Annotated in this window: 22 protein-coding genes; 11 read left to right on the top strand and 11 right to left on the bottom strand. The window is 60.4% G+C overall.

Going from position 1 to position 25,618, the window contains the following annotated elements; translation table 11 throughout:
* The first annotated feature begins 518 nt into the window (after window positions 1–518).
* The 5 genes from GBC55_RS11465 (at window position 519) to GBC55_RS11485 (ending at window position 7,779) form a co-directional block, all read left to right on the top strand.
* Window positions 519–2,042 (top strand): fumarate hydratase, encoded by a 1,524-nt coding sequence (locus GBC55_RS11465; RefSeq protein WP_162439642.1) that lies wholly within the window; start codon window positions 519–521, stop codon window positions 2,040–2,042.
* Window positions 2,043–2,150: 108 nt separating this feature from the next.
* A complete protein-coding gene (locus tag GBC55_RS11470) occupies window positions 2,151–3,926 on the top strand; it encodes an ATP-binding protein (protein ID WP_162439643.1) in 1,776 nt (591 codons plus the stop codon).
* Entirely contained in the window at window positions 3,911–5,245 is a 1,335-nt protein-coding gene (locus tag GBC55_RS11475; protein WP_162439644.1) for a sigma-54 dependent transcriptional regulator, read from the top strand. The genes GBC55_RS11470 and GBC55_RS11475 overlap by 16 nt, the downstream gene beginning before the upstream one ends.
* Before the next feature lie 387 nt (window positions 5,246–5,632).
* On the top strand, window positions 5,633–6,952 hold the full coding sequence (locus tag GBC55_RS11480) for an MFS transporter (protein ID WP_162439645.1): 1,320 nt from the start codon (window positions 5,633–5,635) through the stop codon (window positions 6,950–6,952).
* A gap of 197 nt (window positions 6,953–7,149) precedes the next feature.
* Window positions 7,150–7,779 carry a flavin reductase family protein gene (locus GBC55_RS11485; protein WP_162439646.1) on the top strand — a complete coding sequence of 210 codons (630 nt, stop codon included), beginning with the start codon at window positions 7,150–7,152 and terminating at the stop codon, window positions 7,777–7,779.
* Here GBC55_RS11485 and GBC55_RS11490 read toward each other — a convergent pair whose 3' ends face one another.
* Together GBC55_RS11490 and GBC55_RS11495 are read right to left on the bottom strand one after the other, a co-directional pair.
* Window positions 7,780–8,010 (bottom strand): hypothetical protein, encoded by a 231-nt coding sequence (locus tag GBC55_RS11490; RefSeq protein WP_162439647.1) that lies wholly within the window; start codon window positions 8,008–8,010, stop codon window positions 7,780–7,782.
* A 41-nt stretch (window positions 8,011–8,051) separates the two neighbouring features.
* Window positions 8,052–8,405, bottom strand: coding sequence for an antibiotic biosynthesis monooxygenase family protein (locus GBC55_RS11495; protein ID WP_162439648.1), 354 nt, complete (start codon window positions 8,403–8,405; stop codon window positions 8,052–8,054).
* A 333-nt stretch (window positions 8,406–8,738) separates the two neighbouring features.
* Here GBC55_RS11495 and GBC55_RS11500 point away from each other — a divergent pair, with 333 nt between their 5' ends.
* Window positions 8,739–9,668 carry an AraC family transcriptional regulator gene (locus tag GBC55_RS11500; protein ID WP_162439649.1) on the top strand — a complete coding sequence of 310 codons (930 nt, stop codon included), beginning with the start codon at window positions 8,739–8,741 and terminating at the stop codon, window positions 9,666–9,668.
* 153 nt (window positions 9,669–9,821) lie between these two features.
* Here the strand turns inward: GBC55_RS11500 and GBC55_RS11505 are convergent, their stop codons facing one another.
* The 6 genes from GBC55_RS11505 to GBC55_RS11530 form a co-directional block, all read right to left on the bottom strand.
* Window positions 9,822–10,877, bottom strand: coding sequence for an ABC transporter ATP-binding protein (locus GBC55_RS11505; RefSeq protein WP_162439650.1), 1,056 nt, complete (start codon window positions 10,875–10,877; stop codon window positions 9,822–9,824).
* 13 nt (window positions 10,878–10,890) lie between these two features.
* Complete coding sequence (locus GBC55_RS11510) at window positions 10,891–11,739, bottom strand: ABC transporter permease (RefSeq protein ID WP_162439651.1); 849 nt, start codon at window positions 11,737–11,739, stop codon at window positions 10,891–10,893.
* A complete protein-coding gene (locus tag GBC55_RS11515; protein WP_162439652.1) occupies window positions 11,736–12,644 on the bottom strand; it encodes an ABC transporter permease in 909 nt (302 codons plus the stop codon). The genes GBC55_RS11510 and GBC55_RS11515 overlap by 4 nt, the downstream gene beginning before the upstream one ends.
* 190 nt (window positions 12,645–12,834) lie before the next feature.
* On the bottom strand, window positions 12,835–13,938 hold the full coding sequence (locus tag GBC55_RS11520) for an extracellular solute-binding protein (protein WP_162439653.1): 1,104 nt from the start codon (window positions 13,936–13,938) through the stop codon (window positions 12,835–12,837).
* Between the two features lie 296 nt (window positions 13,939–14,234).
* Window positions 14,235–15,683 (bottom strand): aldehyde dehydrogenase family protein, encoded by a 1,449-nt coding sequence (locus GBC55_RS11525; protein WP_162439669.1) that lies wholly within the window; start codon window positions 15,681–15,683, stop codon window positions 14,235–14,237.
* Between the two features lie 8 nt (window positions 15,684–15,691).
* Entirely contained in the window at window positions 15,692–17,329 is a 1,638-nt protein-coding gene (locus GBC55_RS11530) for a 5-guanidino-2-oxopentanoate decarboxylase (RefSeq protein ID WP_162439654.1), read from the bottom strand.
* Between the two features lie 158 nt (window positions 17,330–17,487).
* Between GBC55_RS11530 and GBC55_RS11535 the strand changes: the two genes are divergently transcribed.
* Window positions 17,488–18,369 (top strand): LysR substrate-binding domain-containing protein, encoded by an 882-nt coding sequence (locus GBC55_RS11535; protein WP_162439655.1) that lies wholly within the window; start codon window positions 17,488–17,490, stop codon window positions 18,367–18,369.
* A gap of 207 nt (window positions 18,370–18,576) precedes the next feature.
* Here GBC55_RS11535 and GBC55_RS11540 read toward each other — a convergent pair whose 3' ends face one another.
* Both GBC55_RS11540 and GBC55_RS11545 read right to left on the bottom strand, forming a co-directional pair.
* Complete coding sequence (locus GBC55_RS11540; protein ID WP_162439656.1) at window positions 18,577–19,191, bottom strand: NAD(P)-dependent oxidoreductase; 615 nt, start codon at window positions 19,189–19,191, stop codon at window positions 18,577–18,579.
* 197 nt (window positions 19,192–19,388) lie between these two features.
* The gene (locus tag GBC55_RS11545) at window positions 19,389–20,270 is read right to left on the bottom strand and encodes an MBL fold metallo-hydrolase (RefSeq protein ID WP_162439657.1); all 882 of its coding nucleotides are present in this window, start codon (window positions 20,268–20,270) and stop codon (window positions 19,389–19,391) included.
* 123 nt (window positions 20,271–20,393) lie between these two features.
* On the opposite strand from GBC55_RS11545, the gene GBC55_RS11550 reads away from it, so the two are divergent.
* Together GBC55_RS11550 and GBC55_RS11555 are read left to right on the top strand one after the other, a co-directional pair.
* A complete protein-coding gene (locus tag GBC55_RS11550) occupies window positions 20,394–21,299 on the top strand; it encodes a LysR family transcriptional regulator (RefSeq protein ID WP_218576868.1) in 906 nt (301 codons plus the stop codon).
* Window positions 21,300–21,444: 145 nt separating this feature from the next.
* Window positions 21,445–21,621 (top strand): hypothetical protein, encoded by a 177-nt coding sequence (locus GBC55_RS11555; RefSeq protein ID WP_247266897.1) that lies wholly within the window; start codon window positions 21,445–21,447, stop codon window positions 21,619–21,621.
* Between the two features lie 9 nt (window positions 21,622–21,630).
* Here GBC55_RS11555 and GBC55_RS11560 read toward each other — a convergent pair whose 3' ends face one another.
* Window positions 21,631–22,527: a helix-turn-helix domain-containing protein gene (locus tag GBC55_RS11560; RefSeq protein WP_162439658.1), complete on the bottom strand. Its 897-nt coding sequence runs from the start codon at window positions 22,525–22,527 to the stop codon at window positions 21,631–21,633.
* A gap of 179 nt (window positions 22,528–22,706) precedes the next feature.
* Here GBC55_RS11560 and pobA point away from each other — a divergent pair, with 179 nt between their 5' ends.
* Window positions 22,707–23,900 (top strand): 4-hydroxybenzoate 3-monooxygenase, encoded by a 1,194-nt coding sequence (gene pobA, locus GBC55_RS11565; RefSeq protein WP_162439659.1) that lies wholly within the window; start codon window positions 22,707–22,709, stop codon window positions 23,898–23,900.
* 77 nt (window positions 23,901–23,977) lie between these two features.
* A complete protein-coding gene (locus GBC55_RS11570; protein ID WP_162439660.1) occupies window positions 23,978–25,495 on the top strand; it encodes an MDR family MFS transporter in 1,518 nt (505 codons plus the stop codon).
* Window positions 25,496–25,618 lie beyond the last annotated feature (123 nt).

Genomic DNA, 25,618 nt, shown 5'->3' on the forward strand with positions numbered 1-25,618 from the left:
GACTCACCGTGCAAAAAAAACGCTGTTTGAGTGTCCTACTCTACAGTCCGGTTGCCACTTTAGTGTCGTGCCTGATAAATGACCATTCAATTCTAGGCGCGAAAAACTGGCGTCAAACCACTGACTCCAATCCCCCGCAAACACCCGCCCCTCTCGCAACTGGCGAAGCCTGTGCCCGGCTGCGAAGTGGCGAGGGGATTTAGCGAAACGTCGCACCGCCCCGTTGGGTCGCGCAGCGGCCCCAAAACTTCACGCCTGCTGTGCAGCCGAACGGGGCGGTGCGACGTTTCGCTAAATCCCCTCACCACAGGTTTTTCCAGCTGTTAAATGGTTGTGGATGCGACCAATGATTAACGCCCGGCGGGTGTTTACCAAACGGAGGCGCGTTATACTGCCGCGCCTTTTTAGCGTCGCGCCAGCAGCCCCGGCGTGCCTTGTAAAGGTGCTTGCAACCGACCGATACACCCAAGCTGCAAGCACCTTATTGAATGTTCCCGTCTTTTAGAGGAGCGCGACTCATGACCGTGATCAAGCAAGACGACCTGATTCAGAGCGTTGCCGACGCCCTGCAGTTCATTTCCTATTACCACCCCGTGGATTTCATTCAGGCGATGCACGAGGCTTACCTGCGCGAAGAATCGCCGGCAGCCCGTGATTCCATGGCGCAAATCCTGATCAACTCACGCATGTGCGCCACTGGCCACCGTCCAATTTGCCAGGACACCGGCATCGTGACCGTGTTTGTCCGTGTGGGCATGGACGTGCGTTGGGATGGCGCCACCATGAGCCTGGACGACATGATCAACCAAGGCGTGCGCCAGGCTTACAACCTGCCGGAAAACGTCCTGCGTGCCTCGATCCTCGCCGACCCGGCGGGCGCTCGTAAAAACACCAAGGACAACACCCCGGCCGTTATCCACTACTCCATCGTTCCGGGTAACACCGTGGAAGTGGACGTGGCGGCCAAGGGCGGCGGTTCCGAGAACAAGTCGAAAATGGCGATGCTCAACCCGTCCGACTCGATCGTCGACTGGGTATTGAAAACCGTTCCGACCATGGGCGCCGGCTGGTGCCCACCAGGCATGCTCGGCATCGGCATCGGCGGTACCGCCGAGAAAGCCGCCGTGATGGCCAAGGAAGTGTTGATGGAATCCATCGACATCCACGAGCTGAAAAAGCGTGGCCCGTCCAACCGTATCGAAGAGATGCGCCTGGAGCTGTTCGAGAAGGTCAACCAACTGGGCATCGGCGCCCAGGGCCTGGGTGGCCTGACCACCGTGCTCGACGTGAAGATCATGGATTACCCGACCCACGCCGCTTCGTTGCCGGTGTGCATGATCCCCAACTGCGCCGCCACCCGTCACGCCCACTTCGTGCTCGACGGTTCCGGCCCGGCCTCGCTGGAAGCACCGCCGTTGGACGCCTACCCGGAAATCGTCTGGGAAGCCGGCCCGTCGGCCCGTCGCGTCAATCTCGACACGCTGACCCCGGAAGAAGTGCAGAGCTGGAAGCCGGGCGAAACCGTCCTGCTCAACGGTAAGATGCTCACCGGTCGCGACGCTGCGCACAAGCGCATGGTCGAAATGCTGAACAAGGGTGAAACCCTGCCGGTGGACCTGAAGGGTCGGTTCATCTACTACGTCGGCCCGGTTGATCCGGTGCGCGAAGAAGTGGTTGGCCCTGCCGGTCCGACCACCGCCACGCGGATGGACAAGTTCACCCGTCAGATCCTCGAGCAAACCGGCCTGCTGGGCATGATCGGCAAATCCGAGCGCGGCCCGACCGCCATCGAAGCGATCAAGGACCACAAAGCCGTTTACCTGATGGCTGTTGGCGGCGCGGCTTACCTGGTGGCACAAGCCATCAAGAAATCCCGCGTCGTGGCTTTCGCCGAACTGGGGATGGAAGCCATCTACGAGTTCGACGTCAAAGACATGCCAGTGACAGTTGCCGTCGACAGCAAGGGCGAGTCGGTGCACATCACCGGTCCTGCCATCTGGCAGAAAAAGATCAGTGAAAGCCTGGCAGTCGAAGTGCAGTAAGCCTTCCGACTGACTGAAAAAAGGCGACAGGGGCTATGCTCCTGTCGCCTTTTTTATGGCCCATGCTATCGTGCGCCCCCTCTTCCTCCCCCGTGTGTAACGCCCCGTATGATCGAGTACTCTCGCTCCCTGCGCCTGACGCTCTATACCGTTGTGATCGTCGCCGGTGCAGTCCTTGCGGCCACACTCGCCATGCGTCACGCCGAGCGCCAGGCGCTGGTGGAAGATGCCGCTCGCGCCAATCAGCAATTGGGGCTGTACGCCACTTCATTGCATACCCTGATCGAACGCTACCGCGCCCTGCCCCTCGTGCTGGCGCTGGACCCTGAACTGCGCTCGGCGCTCAAGGGAGCCATAAACCCCGATCTTCAAGCTTCGTTGAACCGCAAACTTGAGAAAATCAACGGCGCCGCCGAATCCTCAACCCTGGAACTGCTCGACCGCACGGGCCTTGCCATCGCGGCGAGCAACTGGCGCCTGCCCAGCAGTTACGTCGGTCATAACTACGCCTTCCGCCCCTATTTCAGTCAGACCCGCACCCAGGGCACCGGGCGTTTCTACGCCGTGGGCGTAACCAGCGGGATTCCCGGATACTTCCTGTCCAGTGCGGTCATCGATGACGACGGGCAGTTTCTGGGCGCGATGGTGGTCAAACTCGAGTTTCCGGAACTGGAACGTGAATGGCGCCAGGGCAACGACACCTTGCTGGTCAGCGATGCACGCGGAATTGTCTTCATCGCCAACCAGCCGGGCTGGCGTTACCGCCTATTGAAGCCGCTCAATGACAGCGACCTCGCCGAACTCAAGGCCACCCGCCAATACGACAAACAGCGGCTGACGCCACTGGAGGTCAAAACGCTGCGAAACTTCGACGACAACAGCAATTTGACTGAGGTCGAGGGTCCCGACGGAAAAGTGAATTACCTGTGGGAATCCCTGCCGTTGGCGGCCGAGGGCTGGACGCTGCATTTGCTGCGCCGTCCACAAACGGCCTTCGAAGACAGCCGCAATGCAGCGCTGGCCGCTGCCGGCCTGTGGCTGGCGTTGGTGTTCCTGTTGCTGTTTCTCAACCAACGCTGGCGTCTGGCAAAAATGCGCCAGCGCAGTCGCGAAGAGCTTGAGCGACTGGTCGAAGAACGCACCCGTGACCTGCGCACCGCCCAGGACGGCCTGGTGCAATCGGCCAAACTGGCGGCGCTGGGCCAGATGTCCGCTGCCCTCGCCCACGAAATCAATCAACCCCTGACCGCACAGCGTATGCAGCTGGCGACGTTGCGCCTGCTGCTCGACCATGGTCGCGTCGATGACGCGTACAAGGCGCTCAAACCGGTGGATGACATGCTGACACGCATGGCCGCCCTTACCGGCCACCTGAAAACCTTCGCCCGCAAAAGCCCCGGCGGCTTGCGCGAATGCCTGGATCTGGCAGCCGTGGTGGACCAGTCGTTGCAACTGCTCGATACCCGCCTGCGTGACGAACAGGTCAGCACGGTGCTGCACCTGACGCGCCCGGCCTGGGTGCGCGGCGACGCAATTCGTCTGGAACAGGTGTTGATCAATCTGCTGCGTAACGCACTGGATGCCATGCAGGACAAACCGTGCAAGCGCCTGGAAATCCGCCTTGAGGCCGACGAACAACTCTGGCGCCTCAGCGTGGCTGATAACGGGGGTGGCATCGCTGAAGAAAACCTGGCCAAGGTTTTCGATCCGTTTTTCACTACCAAACCGGTAGGCGATGGCCTGGGCATCGGCCTGGCCGTCTCCTTTGCCATCGTTCACGAATCGGGCGGCCGCCTGAGCGCGGACAATTTGGGTAACGGCGCCGTGTTCACCCTCACCCTGCCGATCGACCTGGAGGCTCATGGCTCATGCTCAATTCAGTGATCGTCGTCGACGATGAAAGCAGTATCCGCAACGCGGTCGAGCAATGGCTGAGCCTGTCGGGTTTCGAGGTGCAGTTGTACAGCCGTGCGGATGAATGCCTGGCGCAACTGCCCAGGCATTTTCCCGGTGTCATCCTCAGCGACGTGCGCATGCCCGGCATGACCGGCCTGGAACTGTTGGCCGAAGTGCAGCGACGCGATGCCGACTTGCCGGTAATTCTGCTGACCGGCCACGGTGACGTGCCGATGGCAGTCGACGCCATGCGCGATGGCGCCTACGACTTCCTCGAAAAACCCTTCAGCCCCGAAACCTTGCTCGGCAGCCTGCGCCGGGCGCTGGACAAGCGCCGCCTGGTCCTGGAAAACCGTGCCCTGCATGAACAGGCGGACCACCGCGCCAAACTCGATGCGACGCTGTTGGGGGTATCCCGTGGATTGCAGACCTTGCGCAGGCAGGTGCTGGAGCTGGCGGCCCTGCCGGTCAATGTGCTGATCCGTGGTGAAACCGGCAGCGGCAAGGAGTTGGTAGCACGCTGCCTGCACGATTTCGGACCTCGTGCCGACAAGCCGTTCGTGGCGCTTAATTGCGCGGCGATTCCCGAGCAGTTGTTCGAGGCAGAGTTGTTTGGTCACGAAAGCGGCGCGTTCACCGGCGCCCAAGGCAAGCGCATCGGCAAGCTCGAATACGCTGACGGCGGCACGCTGTTTCTCGATGAAATCGAAAGCATGCCCCTGGCCCAACAGGTGAAACTGCTGCGGGTATTGCAGGAGCAAAAGCTCGAGCGGCTGGGTTCGAATCAAAGCATCCGTGTGGATCTGCGGATCATTGCCGCGACCAAACCGGACTTGCTGGACGAAGCCCGGGCCGGACGTTTCCGCGAGGATCTGGCCTATCGGCTGAACGTCGCCGAGCTGCGCCTGCCGCCATTGCGCGATCGCCGCGAAGACATTCCGTTGTTGTTCGATACCTTTGCCCAGAGCGCCGCTGCGCGCCTGGGCCGCACCTTCCCCCCGTTGTCCGGCGCACAGTTGAGCCATTTGTTGAGCCATGACTGGCCAGGTAACGTGCGCGAACTGGCCAACGTCGCCGAGCGCCAGGTGTTGGGACTGGATGAACCTGCACCGGCGGGCAGCGAACCGGGCCAGTCGCTGGCAGCCCGACAGGAAGCGTTTGAAGCGCACTGCCTGCGCGCCGCCTTGACCCGTCACAAAGGCGATGTGAAAGCCGTCCTCGAAGAACTGCAACTACCGCGCCGCACCTTCAATGAAAAGATGCAGCGGCATGGATTGAGCCGGGAGATGTTTGTTCAAGGCAGCTAATTTTGCAGTGTCTGGGCTGGCCTCATCGCGAGCAAGCTCGGCTCCCACAGGTTTTGTAGCGAATACATCATCTGTGGTCATCCCGGACACTGTGGGAGTGAACTTACTTTCTCCCACAGGTCTGGTTGCAATGGCATCACTTGTGAACACCACGGACACTGTGGGAGCCGGGCTTGCCCGCGATGAGGCCAGTACAGCTACCGCAAACCTGCGGCGCACTAAGCAATTTTCCGCTCAATTCGCCTGCCCGATGAGCGGATTCCCGCTCACAAAGTCCCCTGACCCCCTCTAAACCGCCCCTCTCCCGGTTGGCACACCTCCTGCTATAGCCCCCGCAGGCTGCGTTTTTACGCGATCCAAAAAAACAATTAAATGAAGGATCCTTCAATGGATAACTCCAATACCCTGCCCGCAGGGTCGGCTGCCGTGCCGGCCAAGCCTAGAACCACCTCCAGCCGCATCAAATCGATCTTCAGCGGTTCCGTAGGCAACATGGTCGAGTGGTACGACTGGTACGTCTACGCCGCCTTCTCCCTCTATTTCGCCAAGGCGTTTTTCCCTAAAGGCGATACCACTGCCCAACTGCTGAACACTGCTGCGATTTTTGCCGTGGGCTTCCTGATGCGTCCGATCGGGGGCTGGCTGATGGGCCTGTACGCCGACAAGGTCGGTCGCAAGAAGGCGCTGATGGCGTCGGTCTACCTGATGTGCTTCGGCTCGCTGGTGATCGCCCTGAGCCCTGGTTATGAAACCATCGGTATCGGCGCACCCATCCTGTTGATTTTCGCCCGTTTGCTGCAAGGCCTGTCGGTCGGTGGCGAATACGGCACCTCGGCAACGTACCTCAGCGAAATGGCAACCAAGGAACGTCGAGGCTTCTTCTCCAGCTTCCAGTACGTGACCCTGATCTCCGGCCAACTCATCGCGCTTGGCGTATTGATCGTCCTGCAGAATGTCCTGACCACCGAAGAGCTGTACGCCTGGGGCTGGCGCATTCCGTTCGCCATCGGCGCGCTGTGTGCGATCGTCGCGCTGTACCTGCGTCGTGGCATGGAAGAAACCGAGTCGTTCACCAAGAAAGAAAAGGCCAAGGAAAGCGCCATGCGCACCTTGATGCGCCATCCGAAGGAACTGATGACCGTGGTCGGCCTGACCATGGGCGGTACGCTGGCGTTCTACACCTACACCACGTACATGCAGAAGTACCTGGTGAACACGGTCGGCATGAGCATCTCCGATTCCACCACGATCTCGGCCGCCACGCTGTTCCTGTTCATGTGCCTGCAACCGCTGGTGGGCGGGCTGTCGGACAAGATCGGTCGCCGGCCCATCCTGATCGCTTTCGGTGTGCTCGGGACGCTCTTCACCGTGCCGATCCTCACCGCGCTGCATACGGTTCAAAGCTGGTGGGGTGCGTTCTTCCTGATCATGGCGGCGCTGATCATCGTCAGCGGCTACACCTCGATCAACGCGGTGGTGAAAGCCGAGCTGTTCCCGACTGAAATCCGCGCCCTGGGCGTTGGCTTGCCGTATGCACTGACCGTATCGATCTTCGGCGGCACCGCTGAATACATCGCACTGTGGTTCAAGAGCATCGGCATGGAAACCGGTTACTACTGGTACGTGACTGCGTGCATCGCAGTGTCCTTGCTGGTGTACGTCACCATGAAAGACACCCGCAAGCATTCGCGGATCACCACGGACTGAGTCTGCTGCAACACCGTTAAAATCAAAAGATCGCAGCCTTCGGCAGCTCCTGAACGGGTTTGATGTACACCCTGTAGGAGCTGCCGGAGGCTGCGATCTTTTTTTTGCATCGCCAAAATCTGCTTGCTGGAAATTAACCGATACCGTCTGCACAATGATCTTCTTTGCTCTGAACACCACTTCAGGAATACGGCACCATGCCCGACGATATTCACTTCTACGAACCCGCCAACGGTCACGGCCTGCCGCATGACCCGTTCAACGCCATCGTCGGCCCACGCCCCATTGGCTGGATCTCTTCACAGGACGCCGACGGTCGTTTGAACCTGGCGCCTTACAGCTTTTTCAACGCCTTCAATTACATTCCGCCGATCATTGGTTTTTCCAGCGTCGGGCGCAAAGACAGCCTCAACAACATCGAACAGACCGGCGAGTTCGCCTGGAACCTGGCGACCCGTCCGCTGGCCGAGCAGATGAACCAGAGCTGCGCGATGGTCGGGCCTGAGGTCAACGAGTTCGAGCTGTCCGGCTTGACGCCCGCCGCTTCGAAAATCATTCAGGTGCCGCGAGTCGCCGAGAGCCCGGTGTCGTTCGAGTGCAAGGTCACGCAGATCATTCAGCTGCAACGAGCTGACGGAAATGTGGTGCCAAGCTGGCTGATACTCGGCGAAGTGGTCGCCGTGCACATCGCCAAGTGGCTGCTCAAGGATGGGGTGTACGACACCGCCGCGGCAGAACCGATTCTGCGCGGCGGCGGTCCAGCGGATTATTTTCAGCTGGGACCTGAGGCATTGTTCAAGATGTTCCGCCCGGGGGCGGTCAAGTAGTTACCAGACGAGTTCGGCGTCGTCGCTGACATTCTTCAGCCCGGTCAGTTTCAACGCCGCGGCTTCGTCGGCGTCATGGGCGGTTTTGAAGACCTGATCTTCGAGAATCGTGTGAAAACGCGGTGCGCCTGACCCGCCGAGGGCTTTGACGGCGATGGCGGCGTGGTACCCACCTTCAGCCGGTACTACAGCGGAAACAGCTTCAAAGGTTTCAAAGGCTTTACGTGCCATGTCGCGCATCCTGGCTAGTTGAGAATGCAGCCATTAAACCCTCAACCCGCCATTTTGTGTACCCACGACCGGGTCTCGCCGATCGCCTGGGCTGCCGAAACCTCTTTGAAGGTATGAAAATCCAGGCTGTTGACCACCAGTTCCTGGACCAGCTCGGCAAAAACCCCCATGGCCGGGGTGCTGAAGTAGGCGGTCATGGCTTGTTGATGGGTCCAGAAACCGGACACCAGCCACAGATCAGGATCGCATTGCGAATGCTGCAGGGTAAAACTCAAGCAGCCAGGTGCGCTGCGGGACGGCTCGATCAGGGCACTGAGCCGCGCACCCAGCTCCGCTGAACGCCCGGCGCGGGCACGGACAAAAGCCATATGACTGACGGGGATCTGCGTAGACATGTTCAACCTCCCAGGTACTCGAGTGGCAGCCGTGGGACGGGCTGCGACAGGATCAAAGGTTAAGCGCGCCGGTCATAGTGCGGTTAGTCGATTCCTGCCGGCTTGTTGCACAATCCTGCGAAGCTTCATGGCGCACCTGTAACAACCTGTAAATCCGGCCACTGGATTGAAACAGACGTTCGAGCAAGTTTTCCGGTCAATAGCCTGCTAAAGCAACCGGCCTCCTCAACCCCGTGCAGAATCAGGCAAGCTTCAGGCAGGATGTGTCTACCGCCGTTGCTTGCACAAATTTAAGCTCGCCTCATTACACACGCCCCACCGAGGATGCCGCGCATGTCGTCGCTCGATCATTTTCAAGCCCCGCTGGACGCCGAAATGGAACGCCAGCGTGCGGAACTGGCCGCGATCATTCGCCGCAACACGATGGAGGACGGCACCTATGCCACCGCCGTCGGCTCGCTGTTCATGTCCCGCCACAGTCAGTCCCATGAGTTTGCCCCGGTGCTGGCACAACCGGCGCTGTGCATCATGGCTCAGGGGCGCAAAGAGGTCCGGCTGGCGGACGAGTACTTCAACTACGATCCGCTGAACTACCTGGTGGTGTCGGTGCAGATGCCCTTGAGCGGGCGGGTGGTGAACGTCACCTCCGAAGAGCCGATTCTCGCGGTACGCCTGGACATCGACCCGGCGGAAATCACCGCGCTGATCGCCGACGCCGGTCCCCTCGGCGTGCCCACCCGCCCTACGGGTCGTGGCTTGTATGTCGAGCGGATCGACACGGCCATGCTCGATGCCGTGTTGCGGCTGGCGCGTTTGCTGGATACCCCGAAAGACATCGCGATGCTCGCTCCGCTGATTCGCCGGGAGATTCTCTATCGTCTGCTGCGCAGTCAGCAGGGCCATCGGCTGTATGAAATCGCCATCGCCAACAGCCAGAGCCATCGCATCAGCCAGGCGATCAAATGGCTTAACGGCAACTACGAACAACCGCTGCGCATTGATGATCTGGCCAAGGAAGTGAACCTGAGCGTGTCGACCTTGCATCACCGCTTCAAGGCGATGACAGCGATGAGCCCGTTGCAGTATCAGAAGCAGCTGCGTTTGCAGGAGGCGCGGCGGTTGATGCTCGCCGAGGGACTGGAGGCTTCGGCGGCGGGGTATCGGGTGGGGTATGAAAGCCCGTCGCAGTTCAGCCGGGAATACAGCCGGTTGTTTGGGGCACCGCCGCTAAGGGATTTGGCGCGGTTGCGGTTGTCGGTCTGAGCTGACATTTGTTGTGTGGCTGATGGCCTCATCGCTGGCAAGCCAGCTCCCACAGAGATTTCGGGTGATCACACTATCGAGTGAGTAGCGATGAAACCTGTGGGAGCTGGCTTGCCAGCGATGAGGTCGGCAAGACCAGCACCGAACTAAGGATCAGGCGCCGAGTACCCGACAAGCCTCAGCCGGCAGTGTCACTGAAACCGGGTTGCCAATGCTCAACCCAAACCCCTGACACGGCGTGCTCAATGCCGTAAACGAAACCCCTGAGCATTCCACCGTGGTTTCAATCGTCGCGCCGATATCCCGTACAAACGTCACCTTGCCCAGCAACCGGTTCCCCGCCGTCGCTTGCGGTTGCGACAGCTGCAGATCCTCAGGCCGAATCAGCATCTTCACCTTCTCCCCCACCACGATGCTGCTGCAGATCGGCACTTCCAGCGCGTCGCCGCCCGGCAAACCGACCTTGCCATTACCCAATGCCGTCGCCGGGAAGATGTTGCCGGAACCGATGAAGTCCGCCACGAACTCGTTGGCCGGATGCCGATAAATCTCGATCGGCGGCCCCACTTGCTGCACGCGATGCTCACCCAGCACCACCACGATGTCCGCCATGGTCATGGCCTCACGCTGATCGTGAGTCACCATGATGGTGGTGATGTTCAGGCGCTGTTGCAGCTGACGGATTTCCACCTGCATCGACTCGCGCAACTTGGCGTCCAGCGCCGACAGCGGTTCATCCAGCAACAGAATTTTCGGCCGCGAGGCAATCGCCCGGGCAATCGCCACGCGCTGGCGTTGGCCGCCGGACAGCTTCGATACCGGACGGTCGATCATTTCCTGCAACTGAATCAACTGCAGCAACTCCACCACCCGCGCCTGCTGATCAGCCTTGCTGACGCCGCGCAGTTTCAGCGGGTAAGCGATGTTCTCCCCCACCGTCATGTGCGGGAACAGCGCCAGGGACTGGAACACCATGCCAAAATTTCGTTGATGTGCCGGGGTGTGGCCGATGTCTTCACCGTCCAGGCGAATCTCGCCACCGCTCAGGGTTTCAAGGCCGGCAATCATGCGCAGCAGTGTGGTTTTACCGCAGCCCGACGGGCCGAGAAAACACACCAGTTTGCCCTCCGGCAAATGCAGGTTTACATCCTTTACCGCGCAGGCCGAGCCGTAGTGTTTCTCGACGTTTTCCAGAATCAGACCAGTCATGTTGCACCTCAAATCAAAAGGAAACGCCGCCCTCGCCCACCAGCTTCTCCAACGCCCAGATCAGGACGAAGTCGATCAGCACGATCAGCACGGCAAACGAAAAAACGGTGGGGTCGAGCGATGACACGGTGCGGCTGTACATCCAGATCGGCACGGTCATGACGTCGATGGTGTAGAGGAAGTAGGTCACGGTGAATTCGTTGAACGAGACGATGAACGCCAGCAGCATGCCCGCCAGAATCCCCGATTTCATCAACGGCACCACCACATCGAAAATCGCCCGCGTCGGCGACGCACCCAGCATTTGCGCGGCCTCTTCGACTTCGGTACCGATGGAGAGCATCGCAGCCGTGCAGTTCTTCACCACGAAGGGCAGCGCCAGGATGACGTGGGCGATCACCAGTCGCGAGGTGGTCATGTGGAACGGCAAGCTGTCGAACACCAGCAGCAGCGCCAACCCCAGGACCACCATCGGAAACACCAGCGGCAGCGACATCAATTGCATCGCCACGGCCTTGCCACGGAACTCGCAACGGGTCAGCGCATAAGCTGCCGGCACCGCGATGATCGTGGCAAACACCATGGTCAGGCACGCGACCATCAGGCTGGTGGTCATGGCCTTGCCCAGGCTCAGCACGTCACTGGAATCCGGCGAGACGAAGGTATTCCAGGCGGCCTTGTACCATTGCAGGCTGTAACTGCTCGGCGGGAAGTCGAGGTTCGAGGCACCGCTGAACGACATGACAATCATGGTCAGGATCGGCAACACCGCCAGCAGCAGGATGAAGCCCGAGAGGATGCCGGCACACTTGCCGGTGTCGCCCGGTAGCAGCGAATGACGCTTCTTGATCAGCGTGCTCATTGGGAAGCCTCCATCCTGCGCCGACGTCGGCCAGTAAAGTATTCGGACAAGGTCATGATCGCCAACGTCGTGACGATCAACACCACCCCGGCAGCGGACGCCGCAGGCCAGTTCATCAGCGGGGCGATCTGGTCATGCACCATCACCGCCAGCATCGGCACGCGACGGCCACCAAGCAGCAAAGGCACGACGAAGCTGCTGGCGTTGTAGGCAAAGACCAACGTTGCGCCGGTGATGATCCCGGGCAAACTCATCGGCAAAACAATTTGGCGGAACACCTGCAAGCGACTGGCGCCCAGGGTAGCGGCAGCCTCTTCGTAGGTGCGGGCGACGCCGCGCATGGCGCTGGCAATCGGCAGTACGGCCAAGGGGAAGGCGGTTTGCACCAGGCCCATCAGCACGCCGTTCTGGTTGTACAGCAGCATGACCGGTCGCTTGATCAGGCCCAGTCCCATCAGTGCCTGATTAAGCATCCCGCCCGGGCCGAGAATGACCAGCCAGCCGTAGCTTTGCAGCAACAGGTTGACCAGCAAGGGCAGCAGCACCGCGGCGAGAAATATCCGGCGCACGAACGGTGAGGTCAGGCGCGACATGGTGTAGGCCACGGGGATCGCCAACAGCACGGCGACGACCGCACTGATCAGCGCCAGTCGCAGGGTCAGCAGCAAGGATTTCAGGTAGTACGGTTCGAGCAATTGAGCGTAACTGGCCAGGCTGAACCCGGTCCATTCCGCCCCTTTGGTGCCCACGCTCATGCGCAGGACCAGCAGACTGGCGGCAATCAATACACCCAGGAACAGCATCGACGGCGTGAGGAAAAGCCAGGCGCGCACCGTAGGCGAAACACCCCGCTTCGCGCGCGGCTCGGCAGCACTGACCGACTGGATTAAAGGTTGGTGTTCCATAGCAAAGGTCTCGTCAATGGAAAGCAGTTGACGAACACAATCTCAAAACCACCGCACACCCTGTGGGAGCTGGCTTGCCAGCGATAGCAATCTGTCAGTCACATCATTGTCGACAGGTAGGCCGTCATCGCGGGCAAGCCCGCTCCCACAGGGTTTTGTGGTGCTTTGGAGAGCTGTGTTCGTCACTCGATCAGGAAGAAAAGATTTCCGTGTAGCGACGAATCCATTGGTCATGCACGGAGGCCAGGAAGGCGTTGTCGTGCATGATCGACTTCTCGGCAATCTGCTCCGGCGTAAGGATGTACGGGCTCTTGCGCGCTTCGGCGGAGATGATCGCCTTGGCGTTGACCGGACCGTTGTAGATGTCCTCGGCCATCTTGCCCTGCACCAGCGGGTCCAGAGAGTGGTTGATGAAGGCGTAAGCCATGTCGATATCGCCCGGACGATTCTTCGGCATCACCGACAACATCAGGTCGGTGTAGAAACCTTCCTTCATGCCAAACGTCGCGCCCAGACCGTACGCCGGATCACGAATCTGTTTAGGGAAAAACGCCGGCGCGTACAAGCCACCCATGTCAAGGGAGCCGGTGCGGAACAGCTCGGCGATCTGGTTCGGGTTCTCGCCCAGCGTCACCACACGGTCTTTGAGTTCAGCGAGTTTCTTGAAGCCCGGTTCGATGTTGTGTTCGTCACCACCGGCCAGTTTGGCGGCGATGATGATCAGGTCCATGGCCTCGGTCCAGTTCGGCGGCGGCAGGAAAATGTTCGGCGACAGGTCCGCGTCCCACAGGGCGGCGTAGCTGTCTGGCGCTTCCTTGATCGTGCGGGTGCTGTAGACGAGGCTGTTGCACCACAACAGGTAACCAATGCCATGACCGTTGGCGCCGGTGCGGTATTTCTCCGGCACGTCGACCAGGTTGGGAATGCGGTTCAGATCAGGTTTTTCGAGCAGATTGGCGGCGGCCAGACCTTCGGCGCCGACGCCGGCCAGGGTGATGATGTCGTACTGCGGACGGTCACCGCCGGCCTTGAGTTTGGCGACCATTTCCGACGTACTGCCGGTGCGGTCAGCGATGACCTTGCAGCCGTACTTGTCTTCGAATGTCGCAGCGATGTTGCGCAGTGCAGCCAGGCCGGTGTCATCGGACCAGGTCAGCAGGCGCAGGGTCTTGCCGGCAAAGCGCGTGTCGCTGGCATTGGCCTTGACGAACGGCAGGCTCATGGCCGCCGCGGCAACCGAGGCTACGCCCACGGTCTTGATGAATTGACGTCTGTTCAGATCATGCTCGCCCATGACGGACTCCCTTTGTTTTTGTAGGTATAAGGCAGGTCGAAACTGTTGCATCCGCGCGACCGGAGCAGCATTAGCCCCCGTATTTTCGGGGGCTTGGCTGAGCCAGCGAGTTCATCCTGAAGTTGTGCAAAACACCTGACTATCGATAAAAACTCATCGAAGCCATGACGCCGACGCATGCCTCCCTGTAGGAGCGAGCTCGCTCGCGATGGACGCAAGGACGACACTGGCTGTCTGATGCCTCGCGTTATCGTTGACGTCTATCGCGAGCAAGCTCGCTCCTACAGGAAGAGCCTTCAGACGGCCCGAATCACGTGTTTGATTTCCTGGAAAGCCTGCAGGCCCCAAGGGCCCAATTCACGGCCGATGCTGCTCTGCTTGTAGCCACCCCAGGCGGTCTGCGGGAAGATCACCTGCGGCGCGTTAATCCACACGAGCCCCGCCTGCAACGCGTTAGCGACACGATCCGCGGCGTCGGCGTCGCGTGTGACCACGCTGGCCACCAGACCGAATTGACTGTCGTTGGCCAGGGCAATCGCCTCGGCTTCGGAGGCGAAACTGCGCACGCAGATCACCGGGCCGAAAATCTCTTCACACCACAACGCACTGCCCTGGGGCACGTCGGTGAAAATGGTCGGCTGTAAAAAATAGCCGCGCGGCAGGTCTGCCGGACGATTGCCGCCGCAGATCAGTGTTGCGCCCGCACTCAACCCACGGTCGATGTGGCCGAGTACGCGCTGGTATTGCGCCTGATTGACCAGTGCGCCCATTTCCACCGCCGGATCGAACGGGTCCGCCACGCGAATCGCTTCGGCACGCGCCTTCAGGCGGATCAGGAACTCATCCGCCAGTTCATCAGCGACCAGCACACGGCTGGTGGCGGAACACATCTGTCCGGCGTTGTAGAAACCGCCGCCACAGGCCACTTCCACCGCCAGTTCGATGTCCGCATCGGCCAGCACCAGCAGCGAGGATTTGCCACCCAGTTCCAGGCTCACGCCTTTGACGGTTTCTGCCGCGCGTTGCATGACCTGCACGCCGACCGCATTGCTGCCGGTGAACGAAATTTTGGCGATGCGCGGATCGACCGACAGCGGTGCGCCTACCGACAGACCCGTGCCGCAGACCAGGTTGAACACGCCCTTGGGCAGACCGGCTTGGGCAATGATCGCCGCCAGTTCCAGCTCCGGCAGCGGCGTCACTTCGGACGGTTTGAGCACCACGCAGCAACCGGCAGCCAGGGCCGGCGCCAGTTTCCACGCGGTGGTCACCATCGGGAAATTCCACGGCACAATCAGGCCGACCACACCGCAAGGTTCGCGGCGCACCCGAGCGCTGAATTCGTCGCTCGGCAGCTCAACGGCGCTGTCTTGCCTGGCATCCAGGCCTTCAGCGAGCCCTGCGTAATACTCGAACGTGGCGATCACATCGTCGACGTCGATGGCCGCTTCGAACAGCGGCTTGCCGTTGTTGCCGGACTGCAAATGCATCAATTGTTCACGACCGGCCTGCACGCCCGCCGCGATCTTGCGCAGGACCGCGCCACGCTCGGCTCCGGTGGTTTGCGACCAGTCTTTGAACGCATTGGCTGCCGCACTGACAGCCTGATCGACCGAGTGCGCATCGCCGCCATTAACGGTGGTCAACAAGGCTTCGGTTGCCGGATTGATCACGCGCAGGTGTTCAGGGCCGGCCGACCATTGGCCGTCGATGAGCAGGCCATCAAGCGTGGTCGGTAACGTCAAAGCGAAGCTCATTTCGACACCGCCTGCATCCACGACGTCTGATCGATTTCAATCAGGGTCGGGCCCTGGCGATCACTGGCGACACGCAGAGCGACGCGCAGTTGCTCGACACCGTTGACCGCTTCGGCCGCGCAGCCCAGCGCCTTCGCCACACCGATGAAGTCGGGGGTGTAGATGTCCACGCCCACCGGTTCGATGTCCCGGTTGACCATGTATTTCTTGATCTCTTCGTAGCCCTGGTTATTCCACAACAGGACGATCACCGGCGTGCGCGCTTCAACGGCGCTGGCCAGTTCCGGCAGGGTGAATTGCAGGCCGCCATCACCGATCAGGCACACCACCGGAGGACGCGCGCCCGCTGCGAGGCTGCCACCGAGCCAGGCGCCAATGGCAGCCGGCAAGGCGTAGCCGAGGGTGCCGTAACCGGTGGACGAGTTGAACCAGCGGCGCGGACGCTCTGGGTTGAATGTCAGGTTGCCGGTGTAAACCGGTTGAGTCGAATCGCCGACGAACACGGCGTTCGGCAGTTCGTGCAGGACGGTTTCGAGGAAGCGCGTTTGCGCCAGCGTCGGGGCATCCCAGGTGGCGGCCAATTCATCACGCAGACGGGCAGCACGAACCTGGCCCCAATCGTTGCGGCGCTCAGCCAGGGATTTGTGCGACAACGCGCTCAGCAACGCCTGGGCCGCATGCCGCGAATCGGCGACGAGGGCCACGTGTGGCGGATAGTTGCGAACGGTCTGGTCCGCATCGATATCGACGCGCAGCAGCTTGCCCGGAATCTCGAAACCACCGGCGAAGGTGACGTCGTAATCGGTCTCGGCCAGTTCGGTGCCGATGGCCAGCACCACGTCGGCCTCGGCGACCAGCGCACGGGTGGCAACCAGGCTCTGGGTCGAACCGATCAGCAACGGGTGAGCGGATTCGAGCATGCCTTTGGCATTGATGGTCAGCGCGACAGGCGCGTCCAGCAACTCGGCCAATTCAGTCAGTTCGGCGGCAGCGTCAATGGCGCCGCCACCCGCGAGGATCAGTGGACGCCTGGCGCCCGCGAGCAAGTCGGTCATGCGCGAAACGGCGGACGGCGAAGCACCGGCGCGATCAATCTGCACCGCCACGCTGCTCAGCAAATCGTCGGCGTCCTCAACCAACACATCCAGCGGAATTTCGATGTGCACCGGACGCGGGCGGCCCGCCTGGAACAGCGCGAAAGCACGGGCCAGTACGCCCGGCAATTCCGCCGCCGACATCAAGGTGTGGGAGAACGCCGCCACGCCACCGACCAGCGCACTCTGGTTCGGCAACTCGTGCAGCTTGCCGCGACCGCCACCCAACTGGCTGCGCGATTGCACACTGGAGATCACCAGCATCGGGATCGAATCGGCGTAGGCCTGGCCCATCGCCGTTGTGATGTTGGTCATGCCGGGGCCGGTGATGATGAAGCACACGCCGGGTTTGCCACTGGTGCGTGCATAGCCGTCAGCCATGAAGCCGGCGCCCTGCTCGTGACGCGGAGTGACGTGGTTGATGCTCGAACGGGCCAGCCCGCGATACAGCTCCACGGTGTGAACCCCGGGAATGCCGAACACCTGCTCGACCCCATAGTCTTCGAGTAACTTGACCAATACTTCGCCGCACGTCGCCATGTGTTTGCCCTTCTTGTTCGTTTGAGACGCCGGACCTGTGCAATGTTTATGATGCGCAGGCAGGTCCAGGGATGGCCTCATTGAACGGGCGACACCTCGCCTCAACAATGGATAAAAAGTCATACTAGCCATGTCCTCACGTCATACCTTGGATCACAATGAAACGACTGCCTCCCCTGCCGGCGCTGCACACGTTCTGGATTACCGCGCAGTGCTGCAACTTCACCCGTGCCGCCGAACAGCTGCACATCACCCAAGGCGCGGTGAGCCGGCAGATTGCCGGGCTGGAAGATCATCTGGGTTATGAACTGTTCATTCGTCAGGCTCGCGGCCTGGAACTGACCGCTGAAGGACGGGAATGGCTGCCACGGGTGCAGCAGGTTTTCGGGTTGATCGACGAGGCCGTGGAGCAAATCGGCGCGAAGCGCGAAACCCTGCAACTGAAGGCACCGACCTGTGTCATGCGCTGGTTGCTGCCGCGGCTTTTGCAGTGGCAACGGGAGCGCCCGGACGTGCCGGTGGAGTTGACCACCACGGTCAAGCACGGCGTGGATTTTCACCGCGAACAGTTCGATGCAGCCGTGATGTACGGTGCGCCGCCGGACAGCACGCTGGCCTCGTTTCATTTGTTCGATGAGCAGCTGACGCCGGTCTGTTCCAGACCGCTGCTTGAAGGGTCAGTGCCGCTGCGCATCCCGGATGACCTGGAACAGCACCTGCTGCTGCACCCGACACGGGATGAGCGGGACTGGAAAGCCTGGCTGGCGACCGCCGACGTGCGCTTGAAAAACGTGGGTAAGGGTCAGCATTTCGAAACCCTGGACCTGGCCATGTCGATGGCGTCCCAAGGGACTGGCGTGGCGATCGGAGACTGGTCGTTGATTGGCGATGACTTGAGCGCCGGAAGGTTGGTCATGCCGTTTGAGCTGAAGGTCAAAACCGGACTGGCGTATTACCTGGTGTTCCCCGAGAAGCCGGGGCCTTCGCCGAAACTGCGCGAGTTGATGGGATGGTTGGTGGAGCAGGCTCAATCGCGTTGAGCGCATGGATAATGCGTAAAAACCATACCCCCTGAAAACGCGCAAATACCTGTAGCAGCTGGCGAAGCCTGCGTCCGGCTGCGCAGCAGTCGTAAGACCATACACCGCGGCGTAACAGGAGAACCGTGTTTACCGGATTTACGACTGCTGCGCAGCCGGACGCAGGCTTCGCCAGCTGCTACAGGATTTTTGGTGTGTCCGTCTGGATCAGTACCCGACCGTAAACCGCTGGCGCGGATGCTTCGGGGATTCCACTTCATCGAGCATCGCGATCGCGTAGTCGGCAAAGGTAATCCAGCTGCGACCTTCACTGCTTACCAGCAAATCATCCTGGCCAATCCGAAACTTTCCAGTGCGCTCGCCTTCGACAAACTCCGCCGATGGCGAAACAAACGTCCAGTCCAGATCCTTTTCCTGACGCAGGTTTTCCAGAAACAACGCCCCGGCACTTGCTTCGGCTTTGTATGCCTCGGGAAAGCCCTTGCTGTCGATCACGCGGGTTCCGTCCGGCAGCAACAGCGAGCCGGCGCCGCCCACCACCAGCAGCCGTTTGACCCCGGCATTTTTTACCGGTCCGGTCACTGCACCAGCCGGAATCGTGGCGAAATGCGCGGCGCTGATCACCACGTCATGGCCGGCCACGGCGGCCTGCAATGCGTTGGCATCCAGCACATCGACATTGCGACTGATCACACCCTCACGCTGACCCACCTTGGCAGTGTCACGGGCGATGGCAGTCACGCTATGACCACGACGCAGCGCTTCTTCCAGCAGTTGGCTACCGGCACGACCGGTGGCACCGATGATTGCGATTTTGCTCATGACGTTCTCCAGTGGATTGGGGTAGTTTGCGTTCATTCAGCTGACTCAATAGTGCTTTCTGTAGGAGCGAGCTTGCTCGCGATGGTCGCTAACGATAACGCTGGGTGTCTGAATGCCCGCGGTGTCTGGACCACCTTCGCGAGCAAGCTCGCTCCTACAGATTCAAGGGCACTCGCTAAAACCTGCGATACAGCCCATCACCACTTCATCTCGCCCTTCGCGACTTTCGCGCTCAGCTCCAGCGAGCTTTCTTCACCCAGTGTCGGGTAGCGCTTTTTCATCGCGGCGATCAGTGCGGTCGAATCTTTTGCCTTGGCGGTTTCCTCATCGAAGGCCTTGATGTAATCGGCAGTGAATTGCACTGCAGCCAGTGAGCGAGTGCTCTCACCGAGGTAATGGCCCGGCACGATGGTTTTCGGATTCAGGGTTTCGATGGCGTGCAGCGTAGCCAACCAATCGGCATGGGACGCTGCGGTTTGGGTATCGGCCATCCAGACGTGAATGTTTTGCGCAACCACCACGCCACCCACCACAGCCTTGATCGACGGGATCCACACAAAACTGCGATCCGGTTGTTTGCCATCCAGACCCAGCACCTGCAACTTCTGCCCCTCAAGCATCAGGCTGTCACCCTCGAGAACGCCCGGCACAATGGTTTTGGCCGGCGCGTCGGCGCCCATTTTCGGCCCCCAGTACGCGAGTTTGCCGTCGACGGTTTTTTTGATGTGATCCACGGTCGGTTGCGACGCGAGTACCTTGGCGTTGGGGAACGCAGTCGTCAGGGTGTCGAGGCCGAAGTAGTAATCCGGGTCACCGTGGCTGATGTAAATCGTGGTGAGTTGTTTGCCGCTGGCGCGGATTTTCTCGACCACTTGCTTGGCCTGGGATTGGCCGAACTGGGCATCCACCAGGATCGCGTCCTTCTCGCCACTGACCAGCACCGAGGTCACCGGGAAAATGGCCTTGTCGCCTGGGTTGTAGACATCCAGGGTCAGGGTCGAAGCCGCTGTCGCATGGGCGGCAAAGCCAAACACGGCCGTTGCCAGCAAAATACGTTTGAGAGAAGTGAAGCCGATCATGTGTTGCTCCGTTGTCGATGGCCTGGCTTGGCCGGTGCCGTGCAGGGAACAGAGCTTAGTTGCCTGACTCAGTACAAAAAATGCGATGCTGATACATAGTTTGTTTCTGAAATCGGGCAAATCATGGATCGTCTTCAAGCAATGCGTGTTTTCGTCACGGTGGTCGACCTTGGCAGTCAGTCCGCCGCCGCCGATCATCTGGACCTGTCGCGGCCAGTGGTGTCGCGCTATCTGGCTGAGCTGGAGGATTGGGTCGGCGCGCGCCTGATGCACCGCACCACGCGCAAATTGAGCCTGACCGCCGCCGGCAGCGAGGTCCTGCCTCGTTGTCGGCAATTGCTCGACCTGTCCAGCGACATGCAAGCCTCTGTCAGCGAGCCGGACGATGCACCTCGCGGCTCGCTGCGCATCAGTGTCAGTACTTCATTCGGCCAGGCGCAACTGGCGGACGCGATGGCTGCCTATGTCAAGCGCTACCCCGGCGTCAGCATCGACATGCAGATGCTCGACCGCACGGTGAACCTGGTGGATGAGCGGATCGACCTGGCCATTCGCACCAGCAATGACCTGGACCCCAATTTGATTGCCCGACGGCTCACCGTCTGTCGCTCGGTGATCTGCGCCTCTGCGGACTACCTGCGCGAGCACCCCGCGCCCCAGCGAGTCGAGGACCTCAGCCAACACAATTGCCTGACCCATTCCTATTTTGGCAAAAGCCTGTGGCATTTCGAGCAGGACGGTGAGCCGGTGTCGGTGCCGGTGCAAGGCAACATCAGCGCCAACGAAGCCAGCACGCTGCTGCGCGCCACCCTGGCAGGCGCCGGAATCGCGATGCTGCCGACTTATCAGGCCGGCGTGCACATTCACAGCGGTGAGCTGATTCGCCTGTTGCCCCAGGCCGAGCCCCGACAGATGAACATCTACGCGGTGTATGCCTCACGCAAACACATGCCGGCAACGCTGCGCAGCCTGCTGGATTTTCTGGTGCTGAGGTTTCCGCAAGAGCCCGAGTGGGATGTGGGCCTTTGAGGATTAAAAGATCGCAGCCTGCGGCAGCTCCTACAGGTTTGAATTGTACTTCGGTCCAATGTAGGAGCTGCCGCAGGCTGCGATCTTTTGATCTTGATCTATGCTGAAAGTAATACCCATGGGTATTCGTTCAGAGGTCAACGCCATGAACATCAAAACAAGAAGATACCTCGCCATTTTCGTCACCTGCGCAGCGACGCTGGCGCTTTATGGCACCGCTGCCTGGCGGGTCGAACAGCTGCGGCAACTGCCCCGCGAATACGCGAGTTGTAATTTCGAGCGCTGCATTCCCCACAACGCGACCCTCAACGCCCTTCGCTAGCGAAAGGGGTCAGGTGTCGCTGTCCTGATCGGCCTTCAAACGGTCGCGAAACGCTTTGGGTGAGATCCCGACCCTGCGCCGAAACAGACGCGTGAAGTTGGTCGGATCGGAAAACCCCAACACATCGGACATTTCATAAATGGTCATGCTGGTATAGGTCAGCAGGCGCTTGGCCTCCAGCAGTTGCCGTTCGTGCATGATCTGCAACGCCGGTTGTCCCGCCAGCTCGCGGCAGGTGCCGTTGAGGTGGGACACGGAAATTCCCAGCCGATGCGCCAGGTCTTCAACCTTGACGTGCTGGCGATACGTCTCTTCCACCAACTGGATAAAACCATTGAGGTATTCCCGCGCGCGCTGCGGACGCTGGCTGGCGGAACGCCGCTGCAACGCCTGCCGGCTGGCCCATACCAGGATCACGCTGACCAGCGAATGCATGAGCATTTCGCGCGCCGGTTGATGGCCGGTGTATTCGTCCTGCAATGCTGAAAACAGGCTGTTGAGGTAATCGCTGTCCTTGCCTGCCGGATAACTGTCGGCGTGGGCCAACGCCTGGAGGGAATTGCCCAGCTGTGCTTGCAGATGACTGAGCAACGGCGCGGCCAGCGTCACGACAAACCCTTCGACGTCTTCGGAAAACCGGAAGCCGTGTACCGATAAGGGCGGCAGGATCTGGATCGCCGGTTCAGTGAGTTTTGTGCGTTTGCCTTCGATTTCAAGCTCTGCCTGACCTTTGAAAACGAAGAGCAACTGGCATAAATCGGCGTGGCGGTGGGGTTTGATCTCCCACTGATGTTCACGGCTGCGTCTGGAAATGGTTTCACAGTGCAGCAAGTCAGGTGTTGGCCAGTCCAGGCTTTCTCCGTAAAGCTTGAACACCGGTATAGAAGGCAGGGCAGGCTTGTTCATAACTTCAATCAGGCCTCGGAGATGTGGCGGGCGATAATCGCACCGATTGGCAGAATGTACAGGTTTCAGCTCAGTTTTCCCCTTCAATTGACCGACTCGCAAGTGAAAAATGCAAGCACTCGATCCATAAAAATCATTCACCGGCCCTGGTCGCGTGAAGCTTGCGAGCCATAAAAACAATGAAAACGCTGAAAACCCAAGTCGCCATTATCGGCGCCGGTCCGTCTGGATTGCTGCTCGGCCAGCTGCTGCATAACGCCGGTATCGACACCCTCATTCTGGAACGCCAGACCCCGGATTATGTGCTCGGGCGAATCCGTGCCGGTGTCCTTGAACAAGGCATGGTAGAGCTGCTGCGCCAGGCTGGCGTGGGCCAGCGCATGGACGCCGAAGGCCTCGTTCATACCGGGTTCGACCTGGCACTCGACGGGCGTCAGGTGCACATCGATCTGCAGGCGCTGACCGGGGGTAAAACGGTGATGGTCTACGGCCAGACCGAGGTCACGCGAGACCTGATGGCCGCTCGTCAGGTCGCTGGCGCCAAGACCCTCTATGGCGCGAGCAACGTAGAACCGCACGGGATGAAAACCGAAGAGCCGTACATCACGTTCGACAAGGACGGCGACACCTTTCGGCTCGATTGTGACTACATTGCCGGCTGTGACGGTTTCCACGGCGTGGCGCGGCAATCGATTCCCGCCACCTGCCTGAATATTTTCGAGCGGGTTTATCCGTTTGGCTGGCTGGGGATTCTCGCCGACACACCGCCGGTCCACGACGAACTGGTCTACGCCCGCCATGAGCAAGGTTTTGCCCTGTGCAGCATGCGTTCAGCCACCCGCACCCGTTATTACGTCCAGGTCCCGGCAGACGACAAGGTTGAAAACTGGTCCGATGAGCGTTTCTGGGAGACGCTCAAATCCCGTCTGCCGACCGCTTTGGCGGACGCCCTCATCACAGGTCCGTCGATCGAGAAAAGCATCGCCCCGCTGCGCAGCTTCGTGGTCGAACCGATGCAATACGGTCGGATGTTTCTGGTCGGCGATGCTGCGCACATCGTTCCGCCGACCGGCGCCAAGGGTCTGAACCTGGCCGCCAGCGACGTGAGTACGTTGTTCAATATTCTGTTGAAGGTGTATCGCGAAGGACGCCTCGACTTGCTCGAGAAATACTCTGAGGTCTGTCTGCGCCGGGTGTGGAAAGCCGAGCGGTTTTCCTGGTGGATGACGTCGATGCTGCACCGGTTTGACGATCAGGACGCGTTCAGCCAGCGCATCACCGAGTCGGAGCTGGCGTACTTTGTCGACTCCGAGGCGGGTCGCAAAACCATTGCAGAAAATTACGTCGGCCTCCCCTACGAGGCTATCGAATAGCTTGCTATCGACTTACACTGCGAGCATCCCCGCGGGTCTTGCGGCTTGCGGGTCATTCACTGCCCGCAGGTTTTACCGTGACCAATCTCAAGCAGCCGGAAACGCCCAAACCGGCCATTAAAAGCGTGCTGATTGCCCTGATGCTGGCGATTTTCCTCAGCGCACTGGATCAGACCATCGTGGCGGTCTCGATGCCCGCCATCTCCGCGCAATTCAAGGACGTCTCGCTGCTGGCCTGGGTGATTTCCGGCTACATGGTGGCGATGACAGTGGCCGTGCCGATCTACGGCAAACTCGGCGACCTGTACGGCCGGCGCAAGTTGATGCTGTTCGGCATGGGATTGTTCACGCTGGCGTCGTTGTTTTGCGGCATGGCCCAGAGCATGGAGCAACTGGTGCTGGCGCGGATTCTTCAGGGCATCGGCGCCGGCGGGATGGTGTCGGTCAGCCAGGCGATCATCGGCGACATCGTGCCGCCTCGCGAGCGCGGTCGCTACCAGGGTTATTTCAGCAGCATGTACGCCGTGGCCAGCGTGGCCGGTCCGGTGCTGGGTGGCTACATGACCGAGTACCTGTCATGGCGCTGGGTGTTTTTGATCAACTTGCCGCTGGGATTGATCGCGTGGCTGGTGGCCCATCGCACGCTGGTCGGGTTACCGGTACCACAACGCAAACCGATCATCGATTACCTCGGCACCGTGCTGATGATCATCGGTTTGACCGCGTTACTGCTGGGCATCACCCAGGTAGGTCAGGGTTATGCGTGGCGCAGCAGCGAAGTGACCGGTCTGCTCGGTTGTGCGGTGCTGGTGTTGGCGCTGTTCGTCTGGCACGAACGCCGGGCGCGGGAGCCGTTGCTGCCGATGCATCTGTTTGCCAACCGCACCGCGATCCTCTGCTGGTGCACGATTTTCTTTACCAGTTTTCAGGCGATCTCGTTGATCGTACTGATGCCACTGCGCTTCCAGAGCGTCACCGGCGCCGGGGCAGACAGCGCGGCCTTGCACCTGTTACCACTGGCGATCGGCTTGCCAATTGGTGCTTATTTCGCCGGACGCCGGACCTCGGTGACCGGTCGCTACAAACCAATGATCCTGGGCGGCGCCGCGCTCATGCCGATCTCGATCGTCGGCATGGCCCTGAGCCCTCCGCAGGCGATGATGTGGAGCAGCCTGTTCATGGTGCTCAGCGGGATTGCCAGTGGCATGCAGTTCCCCACCTCATTGGTCGGAACGCAGAACTCGGTGGAACAACGGGACATCGGCGTCGCCACCAGCACCACCAACCTGTTTCGCTCCCTCGGCGGCGCCGTGGGTGTGGCGTTAATGTCGGCGCTGCTGCTGGCCTTGTTGCAGGATTCGAATTTCGCCCACCTGGCCGGCTCCACGCTGATCACTGAAGGTCATTCGGGGAATGTCTTGCTCGATGGCTTGAACGCCGCGCCGGGTGAGGCGCAGGACGCCTTGCGTGCAGAGTTGCTGATGACGTTTCAGCATTTGCTGCTGGTGAGTGCAGCGGTGTCGTTGCTGGGGTTGGCGGCGGCGATTGCCATGCCGAACGCGGTGTTGCGGGGGCGTGAGGATAAGGTTCGCTGACAGCAAAAAGATCGTCCGAACGCGGCCCGAGCCTGCGGCAGCTCCTACAGGGGAACGCATTCCAATGTAGAAGCTGCCGCAGGCTCGGGCCGCGTTCGGACGATCTTTTGATCTTTGCCCTTA

The organism is Pseudomonas sp. TNT3, assembly GCF_010095445.2.
GTDB lineage: Bacteria > Pseudomonadota > Gammaproteobacteria > Pseudomonadales > Pseudomonadaceae > Aquipseudomonas.